Annotated in this window: 13 protein-coding genes and 1 pseudogene; 1 reads left to right on the top strand and 13 read right to left on the bottom strand. The window is 63.9% G+C overall.

Annotated features, from left to right (window positions below):
- Positions 1 to 14: 14 nt before the first annotated feature.
- From ACRQ5J_RS03265 to ACRQ5J_RS03235, 7 genes and pseudogenes are all read right to left on the bottom strand, one after another.
- On the bottom strand, positions 15 to 197 hold the full coding sequence (locus ACRQ5J_RS03265) for a hypothetical protein (protein WP_432381119.1): 183 nt from the start codon (positions 195 to 197) through the stop codon (positions 15 to 17).
- Positions 170 to 1,015, bottom strand: coding sequence for an AAA family ATPase (locus ACRQ5J_RS03260; RefSeq protein ID WP_432381118.1), 846 nt, complete (start codon positions 1,013 to 1,015; stop codon positions 170 to 172). Before ACRQ5J_RS03260 ends, ACRQ5J_RS03265 begins: the two co-directional genes overlap by 28 nt.
- 2 nt (positions 1,016 to 1,017) lie before the next feature.
- Positions 1,018 to 1,686 (bottom strand): DUF4159 domain-containing protein, encoded by a 669-nt coding sequence (locus tag ACRQ5J_RS03255; protein WP_432381117.1) that lies wholly within the window; start codon positions 1,684 to 1,686, stop codon positions 1,018 to 1,020.
- A gap of 57 nt (positions 1,687 to 1,743) precedes the next feature.
- Positions 1,744 to 3,081: a TldD/PmbA family protein gene (locus ACRQ5J_RS03250; RefSeq protein ID WP_432381116.1), complete on the bottom strand. Its 1,338-nt coding sequence runs from the start codon at positions 3,079 to 3,081 to the stop codon at positions 1,744 to 1,746.
- 7 nt (positions 3,082 to 3,088) lie between these two features.
- Positions 3,089 to 4,726: a TldD/PmbA family protein gene (locus tag ACRQ5J_RS03245; RefSeq protein WP_432381115.1), complete on the bottom strand. Its 1,638-nt coding sequence runs from the start codon at positions 4,724 to 4,726 to the stop codon at positions 3,089 to 3,091.
- Positions 4,727 to 4,840: 114 nt separating this feature from the next.
- Positions 4,841 to 6,178, bottom strand: coding sequence for a TldD/PmbA family protein (locus ACRQ5J_RS03240; protein ID WP_432381114.1), 1,338 nt, complete (start codon positions 6,176 to 6,178; stop codon positions 4,841 to 4,843).
- 17 nt (positions 6,179 to 6,195) lie between these two features.
- Positions 6,196 to 7,832 (bottom strand): annotated as a pseudogene (locus ACRQ5J_RS03235) (TldD/PmbA family protein).
- A 300-nt stretch (positions 7,833 to 8,132) separates the two neighbouring features.
- On the opposite strand from ACRQ5J_RS03235, the gene ACRQ5J_RS03230 reads away from it, so the two are divergent.
- Positions 8,133 to 8,951 (top strand): class I SAM-dependent methyltransferase, encoded by an 819-nt coding sequence (locus tag ACRQ5J_RS03230; RefSeq protein WP_432381113.1) that lies wholly within the window; start codon positions 8,133 to 8,135, stop codon positions 8,949 to 8,951.
- Here the strand turns inward: ACRQ5J_RS03230 and ACRQ5J_RS03225 are convergent, their stop codons facing one another.
- From ACRQ5J_RS03225 to ACRQ5J_RS03200, 6 genes are all read right to left on the bottom strand, one after another.
- The gene (locus tag ACRQ5J_RS03225) at positions 8,952 to 10,430 is read right to left on the bottom strand and encodes a HAMP domain-containing methyl-accepting chemotaxis protein (protein WP_432381112.1); all 1,479 of its coding nucleotides are present in this window, start codon (positions 10,428 to 10,430) and stop codon (positions 8,952 to 8,954) included.
- Positions 10,431 to 10,513: 83 nt separating this feature from the next.
- Positions 10,514 to 11,614: a protein-glutamate methylesterase/protein-glutamine glutaminase gene (locus ACRQ5J_RS03220; RefSeq protein ID WP_432381111.1), complete on the bottom strand. Its 1,101-nt coding sequence runs from the start codon at positions 11,612 to 11,614 to the stop codon at positions 10,514 to 10,516.
- Positions 11,615 to 11,639: 25 nt separating this feature from the next.
- Positions 11,640 to 12,446, bottom strand: a complete 807-nt coding sequence (locus tag ACRQ5J_RS03215) for a CheR family methyltransferase (RefSeq protein ID WP_432381110.1) — start codon at positions 12,444 to 12,446, stop codon at positions 11,640 to 11,642.
- Positions 12,443 to 12,955: a chemotaxis protein CheW gene (locus ACRQ5J_RS03210; RefSeq protein WP_432381109.1), complete on the bottom strand. Its 513-nt coding sequence runs from the start codon at positions 12,953 to 12,955 to the stop codon at positions 12,443 to 12,445. The genes ACRQ5J_RS03215 and ACRQ5J_RS03210 overlap by 4 nt, the downstream gene beginning before the upstream one ends.
- A gap of 11 nt (positions 12,956 to 12,966) precedes the next feature.
- A complete protein-coding gene (locus ACRQ5J_RS03205; protein WP_432381108.1) occupies positions 12,967 to 15,111 on the bottom strand; it encodes a chemotaxis protein CheA in 2,145 nt (714 codons plus the stop codon).
- On the bottom strand, positions 15,098 to 15,418 hold the full coding sequence (locus ACRQ5J_RS03200; protein ID WP_432381107.1) for an STAS domain-containing protein: 321 nt from the start codon (positions 15,416 to 15,418) through the stop codon (positions 15,098 to 15,100). Before ACRQ5J_RS03200 ends, ACRQ5J_RS03205 begins: the two co-directional genes overlap by 14 nt.
- Positions 15,419 to 15,424: the final 6 nt, after the last annotated feature.

Raw genomic sequence — 15,424 nt, 5'->3', positions numbered from 1 at the left:
GGAACATCGGCAATCTAGTCCGGACGGATATGTTCGCGCAGCGCATGCAGGATGTCGGCGATGGCCACGCCATCCGCTTCCGCCTCGAAGTTGCGCAGCACACGGTGCGCCAGAACCGGCAGCAGCATCGCGGCGATATCGTCGCGCGTGACCGCCAGGCGGCCCTGCATCAGGGCGCGCGCCTTGGACGCCAGCACCAGCGCCTGGCCGGCGCGCGGCCCTGCCCCCACCCGATATGCTTCTGCACCGCCGGCACGGTCGTCAAGGAAGGACGCGTTGCCCGCACCAGCCGCGTAGCGTAGGCCACCAGATGATCGCCAATCTCGATATCGCGCACCAGTTGCTGAAGGCGCAGCAGCGTGGCGACATCCATCACCGGCTCGGCGTCTTTCAGGCCGGCGTGCGTAGTGGCTGCCACCATGGCGATTTCCTCGGCCTCGGTCGGGTACACCACATCAATGCGCAACAGGAAGCGGTCCAGTTGCGCCTCCGGCAGCGGATAGGTGCCCGCCTGCTCGATCGGGTTCTGCGTCGCCAGCACGAAGAAAGGCCTGGGCAGCTTGTGCGTCTGGCCGGCGAAAGTCACCGAGCGTTCCTGCATCGCTTCCAGCAGCGCCGATTGCGTCTTCGGCGGTGCGCGGTTGATTTCGTCCGCCAGCAGCACCTGCGTGAATACCGGCCCTTGCTGGAAGCGGAACTCGCGCTTGCGGGTCGCATGGTCCTCTTCCAGAATCTCGGTGCCGACGATATCCGACGGCATCAGGTCCGGCGTGAACTGCACGCGGTGGAAGTCCAGCTCCGTCGCCTGCGACAGCGATTTCACCAGCAGCGTCTTGCCCAGTCCCGGCACGCCTTCCACCAATGCATGGCCGCCCGCCAGCAGGCAGATGATCAGCGAATCGATCACATTCTCCTGGCCGATGATCACGCGCGACATGCTCGCTTTCAGCGCCTTCACCTTGGCGGTCAGTTCGCCGATTTCATTTTCGCTCCAGGCGATAGCACCATCAGCCATTACTAAGCTCCCAACGCATATTGAATGATATTGACCGCAAAGCGGGTATTGTCGACCGCGAGGAAACGCTTGTTGCGGAAGTCGTAATCCCACTCGCAGCCATAGTCCTTGTTGCTGTACAAAAGCCGCACGCGCCCGCCCACCTCGATCGCCTTCAGGTAGTCGTGCACCAAGTCGTCCCCCCAGCCGTTCAGCTCCACGCCGGTATTCGGCGGACCGTCCTCGAACTCGAAGAAGCACGAGTAGATCGGATGCTGATTGGGGATTTTGTGCAGCGCCTTCGGTCCGAAGATACGGGCGATTTCGGCCTCGAACGATTTCGCGAACAATCCGTCGATATCGTGGTTGCAGTCATCCACGAACAAGAAACCGCCGCCCTTGATGTAGCGCTCCAGGTTCTTGCGTTCGGCGGCCGTGAACTGCACCAGCTTATGGCCAGCGAAATAGCAGAATGGCGCCTCCAGCATCTTCGGATCTGAGAGCGCGACGATGCGTTCAACGGGATCGACGCGCAAGGTGGTGTATTCCACCAGCGAATTGAGCACGTTGCTGGGCATGCGGACATCCACGTCCCAGTCGCCCGATTCGTAAGTCAGGCGCGTGAAATAGAAATCGTAGGCTGCCACCCGTTGTTCCTTCTTTCCGTCATTCCCGCGCAGGCGGGAATCCATGCGGTGCTTGGCGGCACACATTCCATGGATTCCCGCCTACGCGGGAATGACGTATGTTTATACAGCGTCCGACAGGGACGTGAAATTAAAGTCGCGCACCTTCATCGCCGGAATCAGCATCTGGTAACGCACCTCGTCGCCGCCGATCACCACCGGCTTGCCCAACTCATCGATATTGTTCAACATCGTCACCGGGCTCTCATTGAAGCGGAAGTTCTTGACCGGATGCTTGATCTTGCCATTCTCGATGTAGAACGTACCATCGCGCGTCAAGCCGGTGAGCAGCAGCGACTGCGGATCGACCATGCGGATATACCAGGTACGCGTGACCAGTATGCCCTTCTTCGTATTGGCGATCAGCTCCTCGGTCGACTTGCCGCCGCCGGCCATGATCATGTTGCCGTGACGGCCAACCGCGCGCTGCCCCTGCTTTCCGGCCCAGAAACGCGTATAGTCCAGCGAAGCCACCTTGCCGTTCTTGATGACATCCGCCCGCTCGCGCGCCAGCATCGCCTGGCTGTCCCAAGGCAGCACCGGCACCTCTGGATTCCACGGGTCGGCATAAATGTTGACCTGCTCATCGAACAGCTTCTCGCCGAGCCGATTGCCGCCGCCCTTCTTCGACAGGAAGCTGCGGCCCTCATCGGCCTGGCGCGCATCGAAAGCGCCGAACATGCGGCCGATGATTTCCGACGTCGCCGCCGGCTCCAGGATCACCGTATAGCGGCCAGGCTCCAATGCCTTGGCCTCCACCGATTTCAGCGCCTTCTCGATGGCGATGGCGGAGGCCTCGCGCGCGTCAAAGTTGCGCGCATCAGTGGCGGACCGCGTCACCCAGCCGGAGCCACGGCCATCCTCGGTGCGCGCGGTTACGGTAAAACCGAGATTGCTCAAGGTCTGGTAACCGAACACACCGTTCGAGTTGGCCACCGTTTCAAAGCCGGTGGTGTCGCTGAAAAATCCCGCCGCGATCAAGCCCTGCTTGCGCGCCGCGTTGATGCTGGCCGCAGCCACTTCCGCGCGATACTCCGGATCGATGGCGGCCGTCGCCTCGTTGAAGGTGACCGATGGCTTGTACTCCTGCTTTTCAATCGCTGGCAGGAACTCCGGATTCTCCGGCGCCAGGCGCGCCACGTCTTCCGCGCGGCGCACCACTTTTTCCAGCGACTTATCGTCGAACTCATTGATCGACGCCGTGCCCTGCTTCTTGCCGAAGGCGACACTCACGGTCATCTGCGTGTTCGAATTCAGGCCCGCCGTCGATACTGCATTGCGCGCATAGCGGATATTGCCGTTGCGGGTGCCATTGATCTGCACGCGGCACTCGTCGGCTTTGGACAGCGACATCACCTTGTCGCAGATACGCTTCGCTTCTTCCTGGTTCAGCATCTTCATCGTTTGCTTATCCTATCTTGCGTGCGGTGTTGATCACGTTGACGCCATTGAAGCGCGTGGTCGGCGAACCATGCGACACGGCGCTCACCTGGCTAGGCTGGCCCTTGCCGTCGAAGAAGGAGCCGCCCATGCGCCAGTCGCGGTCGTCGCACAGCGCCGAACAGGCGTTCCAGAACTCCTGCGTGTTCGACTGGTAGGCCACATCTTCGAGCTGGTTGACGATCTTGCCGTTCCTGATTTCGAAATACAGCTGGCCGCCAAACTGGAAGTTGTAGCGCTGCTGGTCGATCGAGAACGAACCACGACCAAGGATGTAGATGCCCTTCTTGACGTCCTTGATCATCTCGTCCGGCGTCAGCTTTTTCTTGCCCGCCTCCAGCGACACGTTAGGCATGCGCTGGAACTGCACGCTGCTCCAGCTGTCCGCATACGAGCAGCCGTGAGATTCCTTTTCGCCGATCACGGCCGCCTGGTCGCGCGTGGCCTGGTAATTCACCAGGATGCCGTTGCGGATCAGGTCCCAGCGCTTGGACGGCACGCCCTCGTCGTCGTAGCCGACGAGGCCCAGCGATCCCGGCGTGGTCTTGTCGGCTACGAAGTTGACCATGTCCGAACCGTACTTGAAGTTCTTCGACTTCCACTTGTCCAGCGTGGCGAAACTGGTGCCGGCGTAATTGGCCTCGTAGCCCAGCACGCGATCCAGCTCGGTGGCGTGACCCACCGATTCGTGGATGGTCAGGAACAGGTGTTCCGGCGACAGCACCAGATCGTACTTGCCCGGTTCGACCGTTTTCGCGGTCAGCTTCTCGCGTGCCTGGCGGCCTGCCGCGCGCGCGTCCTCGATCAGGTCATACGCGCCCTTGTACAGCGTGGTCACATTGCCTGCTGCCTTGATGCGGTTCTCCGGCTGGCAGTCGAAGAATTCGTAGCCCATGCTGGCCGGCGACGACAGGCCGTCGCGGGTGCGGAACTTGCCGCTGGCCTTATCGACGGCGGTAGCGGTGAACGGCGACCAGAGACGGTGCACGTCCTGGTCGATATACGAGCCGTCGGTCGAGGCGAAATACTTCTGCTGGTTCACCTGGAACAGGTTGGCCGCCATGAAGTTGGCGCCCGCATCCAGGCCAGCCTTGTTGGCCGCCAGTAGCAGCTCCGCTTTCTCCTTGATCGGCACCGCACGCCAGTCCTTCTTGAACGGCGTGGCCCAGGACACTTCGCCTACGCCCTTCACCGGCGCCAGCACTACCGGCTCGGTTTGCAGCCTGGCGTTGGCCCGTGCGATGGCCACCGCCTGCCGCGCCGCCTCCGCCACCGAGTCCAGCGTCATGACATTGGTGGAGCAGAAGCCGTATGCGCCGTTGGCGATCACACGCACGCCGACGCCGGAAGATTCGGTGTTGACGATGTTTTCCACGTTCAGGTCACGCGTGGTGATGAACTGGTTGAGGTAGCGGCCGATGCGCACGTCGCAGTACGAGGCGCCAGCCTTGGTGGCCGCGTTCATTGCGGCGTCGGCCAGCGACTTTTTGAACTGCACCGCCATCGGGTTGAGCAGCTCTTCGGCGGCGATGGCGTTGCCGAAAACCGGCACCAGCAGGCTGCCGCCAGCGGCGGCGCCCACTTTTAAGAATGTACGACGTTCCACAAAATTCTCCAACGACCTGCTACGTCGTCCCCGCGAAGGCGGGGACCCATGCGCCGCCGGCCAGGAAGCGCGGCATGGATTCCCGCCTGCGCGGGAATGACGAGGGGTGAGTGCTTAAACCGCGTCCGACAGCGACGTGAAGTTGAAATCACGTACCTTCATGGCCGGGATCAGCAGCTGGAATTGCGACTCGTCGCCCGACAGGATTTCCGGCTTGCCGATTTCGTCGATATTGTTCAACATCGCCACCGGGCTTTCGTTAAAGCGGAAGTTCTTGATCGGATGCTTGATCTTGCCGTTCTCGACGTAGAACGTACCGTCGCGCGTCAGGCCGGTCAACAGCACTGACTGCGGGTCCACCATGCGGATATACCAGGTGCGCGTGACCAGAATGCCCTTCTTGGTATTGGCAATCAGCTCCTCGGTCGACTTGTTGGTGCCGGCCATGATGATATTGCCCGGTGTGCCAATAGCGCGCTTGCCCTGCTTCTTGGCCCAATACTGCGAGTAATCCAGGTTGGCGATGCGGCCGTTCTTGATGATGTCCTGGCGCTCACGCGCCAGCATGCTGTCGCTGTCCCACGGCAGCACGGCGACATCCTTGTCCCACGGGTCAGCCCACACATTGACCTGCTCATCGAACAGCTTCTCACCCAGACGGTTGCCGCCACCCTTCTTCGACAGGAAGCTGCGCCCCTCGTCGGCCGAACGCGCGTCGAAGGCATTGAACATATACGCCAGCACGTCAGAGGTTGCAGCAGGCTCCAGAATCACCGTATAGCGGCCCGGCTCCAGCGCCTTGGCATCGACCGAGCGCAAGGCCTTCTCGATAGCGATGTCGGACGCGGCACGCGCATCGAATTTGTTCACATCGCCGACGCTGCGCTTGACCCAGCCGGAGCCGCGGCCATCCTCGGTACGCACGGTCAGCGTGAAGTCGAGGCCCGTATCCTGCTGGTAGCCGGACACGCCGTTGGAATTGGCAATCGATACAAAACGCGTGCTGTCGCTGAAAAATCCCGCCGCCACCAGCTTGTTCTTGCGCGAATTCTCGATGCTGTAAGCGGCAACCTGCGCGCGGAACTCGGGGTCGATGTCGGCGGTCTTCTTGAAGAAGGTCTCAGTCGGCTTGTATTCCTGCTTGCCCGGCGCCGGCATGAATTCCGGATTTTCCGGCGCCAGCCGCGCCAGGTCTTCCGCGCGGCGCACGGCTTTCTCCAGCGATTTGTCATCGAATTCATTGATGGTTGCCGTGCCCTGCTTCTTGCCAAAGGCGACCGACACCACCAGCTGCGTGTCCTCGATCAGGCCAGCCGTGGAAACGGCGTTGCGCGCGTAGCGGATATTGCCCCGGCGGCTGCCGGTGATGGTCACCTCGCACTGATCGGCCTTGGTCAACGACAGCAGTTTATCGCTGATACGCTTGGTCTCTTCTTGGTTCAAAAATTTCATCTGTCTCTCTCCAGGACTTAGCCGATTTTGCGGGCGGTATTGATAACGTTGATGCCGTTGAAGCGCGTGGTCGACGCGCCATGCGACACGATCGACACTTGCGATGGCTGGCCCTTGCCGTCGAAGAAGGAGCCGCCCATGCGCCAGTCGCGCTCATCGCAGATGGCCACGCAGGCGTTCCAGAATTCCTGGGTATTGGACTGGTAGGCCACGTCCTCCAGCTGCTGGCCGATCTTGCCGTTCTTGATTTCGTAGAACAGCTGGCCGCCGAACTGGAAGTTGTAGCGCTGCTGGTCGATCGAGAACGAACCGTCGCCGACGATGTAGATGCCCTTCTTGACATCCTTGATCATCTCGTCCGGCGTCAGGCGCTTCTTGCCGGCCTTGAGCGAGACGTTGGGCATGCGCTGGAACTGCACATTGGCCCAGTTGTCCGCGTAAGAGCAGCCGTGCGATTCCTTCTCGCCGATGATGTGCGCCTGGTCGCGCGTGGCCTGGTAGTTGACCAGGATGCCGTCCTTGATGATGTCCCAGTTCTTGCACTTGACGCCCTCGTCGTCGTAGGCCACCGCGCCCAGCGAGCCGGGAGTGGTCTTGTCGGCTTCGATGTTGACGATGTCCGAACCGTACTTGAACTTCCTGGTCTGCCATTTATCCAGCGTAGCGAAACTGGTGCCGGCGTAATTGGCCTCGTAGCCCAGTACGCGATCGAGCTCGGTCGGGTGGCCGACGGATTCGTGGATGGTCAGCCACAGGTGCTCCGGCGTCAGCACCAGGTCGTACTTACCCGGCTCCACCGACTTGGCTTTCAGCTTGGCCTTGGCCTGCTTGCCGGCCAGGCGCGCGTCCTCGATCAGGTCATACGATTTGGTGTACAGCGTGGTCACGCCGCCGGCCGCCTGCAGCTTGTGCTCAGGGCGCGCGTCCAGGTACTCGTAGCCCATGCCCACTGGAGCCGACAGGCCCTGGCGGGTGCGGAACTTGTTCTCTTTCTGGTCCACTGCGGTGGCGAAGAACGGCATCCAAAGGCGATGCACGTCCTGGTCGATGTAGGAACCATCGGTGGAGGCAAAGTACTTCTGCTGGTTCACCTGGAACAGCAAGGACTGCATGAAGCTTGCGCCGCTGTCCATGCCGGCCTTGTTGGCGGCGATCAGCAGGTCGGCCTTGTCCTTGATGGCGACGGTGCGCCAGTCCTTGACGATGGGCGTGGCCCACGCCACTTCGCCCACGCCTTTTACCGGCGCCAGGATCAGCGGCTCGGTTTGCAGCCTGGCGTTGGCCTTGGCGATGGCCACCGCCTGGCGCGCGGCGGCAGCCACGCCATCGGGCGTCATGTCGTTGGTGGCGGCGAAGCCGTAAGCGCCGCCGGCGATCACGCGCACGCCGACGCCGGCAGATTCGGTGTTGGTGACGTTTTCCACGTTCAGGTCACGGGTGGTGATGAACTGATTCAGGTAGCGGCCCACGCGCACGTCGCAATACGAGGCGCCGGCCTGGGTGGCGGCCGTCATCGCAGTGTCGGCGAGGGCTTTTTTACCTTCACATCCACCGGCTTGAGTAACTCTTCGGCGGCGATGGCGCGGCCAAAGGCGGGCAGCAACATGGTGCCCAAAGCCAGACTACTGATATTGAGGAATGCACGTCGTTCCATATTATCTCCAACATTGTTGTGGGCCAGCCGCCCATATGGCAGAACATCCGTCGCCTGTTCTAAGGTTTTTACAATATTAGCGCCGGGTTAAGAACAGCAATTGCAAAATGTATGCCATCAGCTAAGGTTCTGCAAGCGGCAATTTGCGGTGTCCGAAGTGTCCGGGCGGGTGTCCGCGGAGTGTCCGCCGGGTGTCCGCGCACCGCGGCGGTGCGCATAGTGTGCCGCCGTGGTTTCGCTTGACCTGCGCGCGCCCTTGGCCGATCATCGCGCACACCACCACACTTCAGGAGATTGTGCATGAAACGATTTGTATTGGCGGCCATGGCCACCACCATGCTGATGGGCGCGAACCATGCCGCATTGGCGGACGATGCGCTGAAAGCGGCCATCGCCGCCCCAAGCCGCACGCCGGACAACGTTAAGCGCGACGTCTATCGCCATCCATACGAGACGCTGACCTTCTTCGGCATCAAGCCGAACATGACGGTGGTGGAGCTGGCGCCAGGCGCCGGCTGGTACACCGAGATCCTGGCGCCCTACCTGCGCGACAAGGGCAAGCTGATCACCGGCGGTAACGACCTGGCCTCGCCCAACGAGAATGAGCGCAAGGGCGCGGAGCGCTTCATGGCGCGCCTGAACGCCAAGCCGGATGTCTACAACAAGGTGGCAGTGGGCGTGTTCTCGCCGGGCCGCAAGTACGAACTGGCGCCGCCGAACAGCGTCGACATGGTGCTCACCTTCCGCAACATCCACAACTGGATTCCACTGGGCCCGGAGAAGATGAAGGACTTGTTCGGCAACCTGTACACCGTGCTGAAACCGGGCGGCGTGCTGGGTATCGAGGAACACCGCCTGCCGGCGTCGAAGACGCAGGACGAGAAGGCCAGCAGCGGCTATATGCACGAGGCCTATGTGATCAAGCTGGCGGAGGATGCGGGCTTCAAGCTGGCCGGCAAATCGGAGGTGAACGCCAATCCGAAGGACACGGCCGACCACAAGAACGGCGTGTGGGCGCTGCCGCCGACCCTCACCAACAAGGACGAGGACCGCGCCCGGTATCAGGCCATCGGCGAGAGCGACCGCATGACGCTCAAGTTCGTGAAGCCGGCCAAGTAATCAGAAGCGCGTGAACTTGGTTTCGTCCGGCGCAACGTCGGACGTCAGGCTGACCGCGCGCACCGGGCGGGCGCCGGCGGGCTTCAACGGCGCCGCGCGCCCGGCGCGCGCCGGCACATACGGCGCGTCATCCACGGCGTACTGCTTGAACACCGCCATCAGGCGCCGCAGCTGATCGGCCTGCGCGCTCATCTCCTCCGAGGTCGCCGCCAGTTCTTCCGAGCTGGCCGCGTTCAGCTGCGTGGTCTCGCTCAGCTGGATCACCGCGCTGTTAATCTGCCTCACGCCGGAGCTCTGCTCCTCGGAGGCGGCGGAAATCTCCTGCACCAGTTCCGAGGTCTTGCGGATATTCGGCGCCAGCTCGTCGAACATGGCGCCGGCCTGCTCCGCCAGCTTCACGCTGTCCGCCGCCACCTCGCCGATTTCCTGCGCCGCCACCTGGCTGCGTTCGGCCAGCTTGCGCACCTCGGCCGCCACCACGGCGAAGCCCTTGCCATGCTCGCCGGCGCGCGCCGCCTCGATGGCCGCGTTCAGCGCCAGCAGATTGGTCTGGTAGGCGATATCGTCGATGATGCCGATCTTGCCGGCGATCTGCTTCATTGCCGACGCCGTGGCCTTCACCACCTCGCCGCCGCGCGCCGCTTCCACCGCCGCCTGCGTGGCGATGCCGTCGGTGATCTTGGCGTTCTCGGTATTCTGCGCGATGGACGCCGTCATCTGCTCGATCGAGGCGCTGGTCTGCTCCACGCCGGCCGCCTGTTCGCTCGACGCCTGCGACAGAGACTGCGCCGTGGCGCTGACCTCCTGCGCGGCGCCGGACAGGCTGCCCACCACCGTCTGCACTTCGCGCACAATCGACGACAGGCTACGTCCCAGCCACACCGCCAGCACGCATCCCAGCACCGCGATCACCACGTCCACCGCCAGGATGATCTGCTTGGCCGAATCGGCCACCCGCGTCATCGACTCCGACTCCTTGCGCGTCTCGACATCGTTCACCTTCAGCAGCTTGCGGAAGGCGTTGGCGATCGCCTCGTCCGCGCCCTTGATGTTCTTGTCCATCTCCAGCGCCGTCATGCCCTTCTCGCGCATCGCCTCCAGCTGCGCCATGCTGTGGTCATAAGCTTTGACGCTGGACAGCACCTCGGCCAGCAGCGCCTGTTCCTCCGCCGTCAGGGGGCCGAGCGTGCGGTACACGTCGATCTGTTTTTCCACGTTGGCCAGCTCGGAGCGGAACTGCGCATTGCTGTCCGGTCCACGGAGAATATAATTCTTGAAGTGGCGCACCGCGCGGCCATGCGCCGTCACGCCTTCCAGCACGGCGTTCTTGCGCGCCAGCGTGATGTTCTCGAAGTCGGTCCACTGATCGTGCAGGGCGCTCAGCTTGGTGAAGGCGACCAGCCCCATGATGATCACCAGCAGCACAATCAGGCCAAAACCGGCATGCAGCCGGGTCTCCATTTTCATTTGCTTGAACATGGGCGATTACTCCTCGTGACGCGGAATGTCGATGCATTGTGAACCAATATTCCAGCGAAAATCTCTCCAAAAATAACTGTGCGCTAAAGCTGTTGCAGGATCTCCCGGTAGATCGCGTTCAGCGGCACCGACTTCTCGACGCCGCCGCGTTTCACCGCCTCCTTCGGCATGCCGTACACCACGCAGCTGGCTTCGTCCTGCGCCACGGTGCGCGCCCCGGCCTTGTGCATCTCCAGCATGCCGGCGGCGCCGTCGTCGCCCATGCCGGTCATGATGACGCCCAGCGCGTTGACGCCGGCCGCCCGCGCGGCCGAGCGAAACAGCACATCCACCGACGGCCGGTGGCGGTTGACCAGCGGCCCATCGACCACCTCGACAAAATACTGCGTGCCGCTGCGCCGTAACAGCATGTGTTTCCCGCCGGGCGCGATCAGCACCTGGCCCTGCTGCACCCGGTCGTTGTTTTCGGCCTCCTTGACGCGCACCGCGCACACGCTGTCGAGCCGCGCCGCGAAGGCGGCGGTGAACTTCTCCGGCATATGCTGCACCACAACGATGCCCGGCGCGCCGCGCGGCAGCGACGTCAATACCTCTTCCAGCGCCTGGGTGCCGCCGGTCGAGGTGCCGATGGCCACCACGCGCTCGGTGGCGGCGGTCATCGGCCGCGCATCCATCGGCGGCAGGATGGCGTCGGCGTTCAGCTTCACCGTCACCGGCGGCAACGGCGCCGGTGACGGGGGCGGTGACGGTGACGGCGATGGACGGCCGGCCAGGCGCCCCACGCGCGCGCCGGCCGCCGCGCGCACCGCGCCCACCAGCTCATCGGCGCTGTCATGCAGGAACTGCTTGAGGTCCAGGCGCGGCTTGGTGATGATGGCGACGGCGCCGGCGGTCAGCGCCTCGACCGAGGTTTGCGCGCCCCTGTCGGTCAGCGAGGAACAAATCACCACCGGCGTCGGATGCTCGACCATCAGCTTGCGCAGGAAGGTGATGCCATCCATTTTCGGCATTTCCACGTCAAGCACGATCACGTCGGGCCACTGCACCTTCATGCGTTCCATCGCCAGCAGCGGATTGGCCACCGCGTGGGTAACGGTGATGCCCGGCGCCGCGTTCAGCAGCCCGCTGATCACCTGCCGTACCACGGCGGAATCGTCCACGATCATGACCTTGATATCGCTCATTCCCAGTCCTGCTCCTGTTCCGCCGTTATGGCTTGCGGTAGATCGATGGCGCCACCAGCGCCAGCGTGTCGTTAATGTCGTTCAGGGTTTCCGAATGGCCGACCAGGAAATGCCCGCCCGGCCGCAATTGCGCCAGCAGCCGCGCCACCACCTGGCGCCGCGTCTCCAGGCTGAAATAAATCATCACATTGCGCAGGAAGATCACGTCGAAGCTGCCCAGGCCAGGCAGCGGCGCGTTCAGGTTCAGATGCTGGAACTGCACCCGCTGGCGCAGCGCGCGATCGATCAGCATCGTGCCTTCCTCGGACCCCTGGCCCTTGAGGCAAAAGCGCTTCAGGTAGTGCGGCGGCATCCGCGTGGCGCGCTCCAGCGGGTAATGGCCGCTGCGCGCGCGTTGCAGCACGCGGGTGCTGATGTCGGTGCCCAGCACGTCCCACGGCGCGTCGCCCAGCACGTCGGCCAGCACCATGGCGATGCTGTACGCCTCCTCGCCGCTGGAGCTGGCGGCGCTCCAGGCGCGCAAGGCGCGGTGCCTGCGGGCCGCCTCCAGCGCCAGCTCGCGCAGCAGCGCAAAGTGCTTCGGCTCGCGGAAGAAGTAGGTCTCGTTGGTGGTCAGCAGGTCCACCGCCACCTGCAGCTCGGCCGGCTGCGCGCGGCTTTCCAGCAGCCGCAGATAAGCGCCATAGCTATCCAGCTGGTAGTGGTCCAGCCGCCGCGCCAGCCGTCCGCTGACCAGCGCCTGCTTGCCGTCCGCCATGGTGATGCCGGCCGCATCGTAGATGAGACGCTGGAACTGCATGAATTCACGGTCGGTGATGGTGGCGGCGCTCATGATGCACGCGCCATCTCGACGATCTCCTCGCTCGACAGCACGCGCTCGATGTCCAGCAGCGTGACAAAGCGGCCGTTGTGCTTGCCCATGCCGGCGATGAAGTCGGGGCGGATGCGGGTGCCAAACGACGGCGCCGGCTCGATTTCACCGGCATCGATTTCCACCGCCGCGTTGACCGCGTCCACCAGCATGCCCAGCACCTGCTTGCCCTCGCCGCCGGCGTCGCCCGCTTCGACGATGACGATACAGCTGCGCCGGCCGACGGCGCCCGGTCCATGCCCGAAGCGCGCCGACAGGTCCATCACCGGCACCACCGCGCCGCGCAGGTTGATCACGCCGCGTACGCAGTCCGGCATCATGGGCACGGTGGCGATGGCGCCGTATTCGATGATTTCCTTGATGTGCAGAATGCCCACCGCGTACTGCTCGCCGCCCAGCATGAAGGTCAGGTACTGGCTGGGCAGCGCGACGCCATCGGTGAGCGCGCTGGAAGATTCGATCACGTTCATACGCTGCACTCCTATGCCGCCAGCACCGGCGCGGCGCGCGTGCCGCCCACGCCCTGCATCAGCGCCGCCACGTCCAGTATCAGCGCCACCTCGCCGCTGCCCAGGATGGTCGAGCCGCTGATGCATTTGACTTCGCTGAACATCGGGCTCAAAGGCTTGATCACGGTCTGGAACTCGCCCAGCAGCGTATCGACCACCAGGCCGGCGCGCTGGTTGCCGAAGCGGATCACCACGATGCTCTCGCGCCGCGCGGCCGCGCCGCCGATGCGGAACTGCGCCCGCAGCCGCACCAGCGGCAGCACCTGGCCGCGCAGGTTGGTGTAGTCCTGTCCCGGTTCGGTGGCGTACTCGATGCATTCCTCGATCATGTCCAGCGGGATGACGAACATCGACGCCGCCACCTGCACCAGGAAGCCGTCGATGATGGCCAGCGTCAGCGGCAGGCGCACGGTGACGGTGGTGCCCTGCCCCTCCCGGCTGCCGATATCCACGCTGCCGCGCAGCGCCTGGATATTGCGCTTCACCACGTCCATGCCGACACCGCGCCCCGACAGGTTGGTGATCTTCTCCGCCGTCGAAAAGCCGGCCTCGAAAATCAGCTGGTAGATTTCGCTGTCGGCCAGCTTGCGCTCCGGGTCCACCAGCCCGCGCTCGATGGCCTTGGCCAAGATTTTCTCCTTGCGCAGGCCGCCGCCATCGTCGCTTACCTCGATGACGATGCTGCCCGATTCATGGAAGGCGTTCAGCCTGATCATGCCCCTGGCCGGCTTGCCGGCGGCCACGCGCACCTCGGCCGGCTCGATGCCGTGGTCCATGGCGTTGCGCACCAGGTGCATCAGCGGGTCGCCGATCTTCTCCACCACGGTTTTATCCAGCTCGGCGTCCTCGCCATCGACGGCCAGGCCGATGTCCTTGCCCAGCTCGCGCGCCACATCGTGCACCACGCGCTGGAAGCGGCTGAAGGTGGCGCCGATCTTCACCATGCGCAGATCTAGCGCTGCATCGCGCACGCCCTCCACCAGCCCGGTCAGCGTCGAGGTGCATTCCAGCAGCTCGGCGTTCTGCGTGCGCTGGCCGATCATATTGGCGCGCGCGCCGGCGATAATCAGCTCGCCCACCAGATCGATCAGCCGATCCAGCTTGTCGGAGTCGACGCGGATCGAACGTCCTTCCTGCGCCTTTTGTTCGCTCACCTGTTTCTGCTTGGCCAGCGCCGCCTCCACCACCACCGGCGGCACATTGCCGGCGCCGACCAGGATGCTGCCCAGCGGCTGCTGCGGCGCGTCTTCCTGCTTGCCGGCCTGCTGGCGCAGCGCCTGCTCCAGCTCATACGCGGTGACGCTGCCGCAGTGGACCAGGATCTCGCCCAGCCGCGCCGCGCGCTCCGGCAAGGCGCGTATCAGGTCGACGTATTCCGACACCTTGCCGGCCGGCGGAATGATGCGGATGTCGCAGTCGTCCTGCACAAACTCGAACACGCCGGCGATGGCCTCGCGGTCGGCCGTGCTGTCGAAGGAGATTTCGAAGCCGAGGTAGCACAGCTCCGCGTCCATCTCGTCGGCTGGCGGCAGCGCGTCCGGCAGCGTGACGATGGCGGCGATGCGTCCCAGCTTGCCGAGGTAGCGCAGAAAGGCGATAGGGTCCATGCCGTTCTGCAGCACCTCGCGGCCGAAGCGCAGCGAGATGTGCCAGTAGTCGCTGTCGCCGCGCGGCTGGCCGGCCGCTCCGGCGGGCGCCGAGGGCGCCACCGCCGGCGGCGCCCCGCCGCCCATGTGGCGGCGCAGCTGCTCCTGCAGCATCACGCCTTCCGGCGCGGTATCGGCATCCTGCTCGTGGCGGCCGGCGGCCAGCGCGTCCATCATGCCGCCGAGGTAATCGCAGCACGACAGCAGCAGCACCACCATTTCATCATTCAGCGTCACGCTGCCGTCGCGCACCTTGTCCAGCAGGCTTTCCACCACATGGGTGAAAGCGACGATGTGGTCAAGGCCGAACAGCCCTGCCGAGCCCTTGATGGTGTGCGCCGCGCGGAAGATGGCGTTGATCGCCTCGCCCTGGTCGCCCGCCAGATCGATGTTGAGCAGCGCGCTCTCCATGTCCTCCAGCAGCTCGCGGCTTTCGGCGATAAAGGTCTGCAGCGCGTCATCCAGATTCATGGCTCTTCCCCCAGGCGTGTATCGGCACGGCGTCACCGAAGAAGGCGGCGAGGTCCAGCATCTCGAAGATCTCCGCCACGGCCGGGCTATGCCGCACCAGGCGCAGCGCGCGCTGGTCGGCGGCGGCGCTCTGCCGGGCCAGTATCAGCACCTGCAGGCCGGCCGTATCCAGTTCGGTCACGCCGGACAAATCGATTTCCAGCGCGCGCGCAGCGCGCAGCGCTTCCAGCACGGTGACTTTCAATTCGGCGGCGCGGTAAATCGTCAGTTCACCGTCGAGGGCAATCCGCGTGACATCGTCGGCCATGGCAGC

The sequence above is a fragment of the Duganella sp. P38 genome, assembly GCF_050859475.1.
In the GTDB taxonomy this organism is placed as follows: Bacteria; Pseudomonadota; Gammaproteobacteria; order Burkholderiales; family Burkholderiaceae_D; genus Rugamonas.
The sequence above is the reverse complement of the archived record's forward strand: the minus strand, read 5'-3'. Positions and strand labels throughout refer to the sequence as shown.

Excerpts from the sequence above, each read along its gene's own strand:
- ACRQ5J_RS03260 (WP_432381118.1), bottom strand. The coding sequence starts at position 1,015 with ATGGCTGATGGTGCTATCGCCTGGAGCGAAAATGAAATCGGCGAACTG.
- ACRQ5J_RS03255 (WP_432381117.1), bottom strand. The coding sequence starts at position 1,686 with ATGGATTCCCGCCTGCGCGGGAATGACGGAAAGAAGGAACAACGGGTG.
- ACRQ5J_RS03250 (WP_432381116.1), bottom strand. The coding sequence starts at position 3,081 with ATGAAGATGCTGAACCAGGAAGAAGCGAAGCGTATCTGCGACAAGGTG.
- ACRQ5J_RS03240 (WP_432381114.1), bottom strand. The coding sequence starts at position 6,178 with ATGAAATTTTTGAACCAAGAAGAGACCAAGCGTATCAGCGATAAACTG.
- ACRQ5J_RS03230 (WP_432381113.1), top strand. The coding sequence starts at position 8,133 with ATGAAACGATTTGTATTGGCGGCCATGGCCACCACCATGCTGATGGGC.
- ACRQ5J_RS03225 (WP_432381112.1), bottom strand. The coding sequence starts at position 10,430 with ATGTTCAAGCAAATGAAAATGGAGACCCGGCTGCATGCCGGTTTTGGC.
- ACRQ5J_RS03220 (WP_432381111.1), bottom strand. The coding sequence starts at position 11,614 with ATGAGCGATATCAAGGTCATGATCGTGGACGATTCCGCCGTGGTACGG.
- ACRQ5J_RS03215 (WP_432381110.1), bottom strand. The coding sequence starts at position 12,446 with ATGAGCGCCGCCACCATCACCGACCGTGAATTCATGCAGTTCCAGCGT.
- ACRQ5J_RS03210 (WP_432381109.1), bottom strand. The coding sequence starts at position 12,955 with ATGAACGTGATCGAATCTTCCAGCGCGCTCACCGATGGCGTCGCGCTG.
- ACRQ5J_RS03205 (WP_432381108.1), bottom strand. The coding sequence starts at position 15,111 with ATGAATCTGGATGACGCGCTGCAGACCTTTATCGCCGAAAGCCGCGAG.
- ACRQ5J_RS03200 (WP_432381107.1), bottom strand. The coding sequence starts at position 15,418 with ATGGCCGACGATGTCACGCGGATTGCCCTCGACGGTGAACTGACGATT.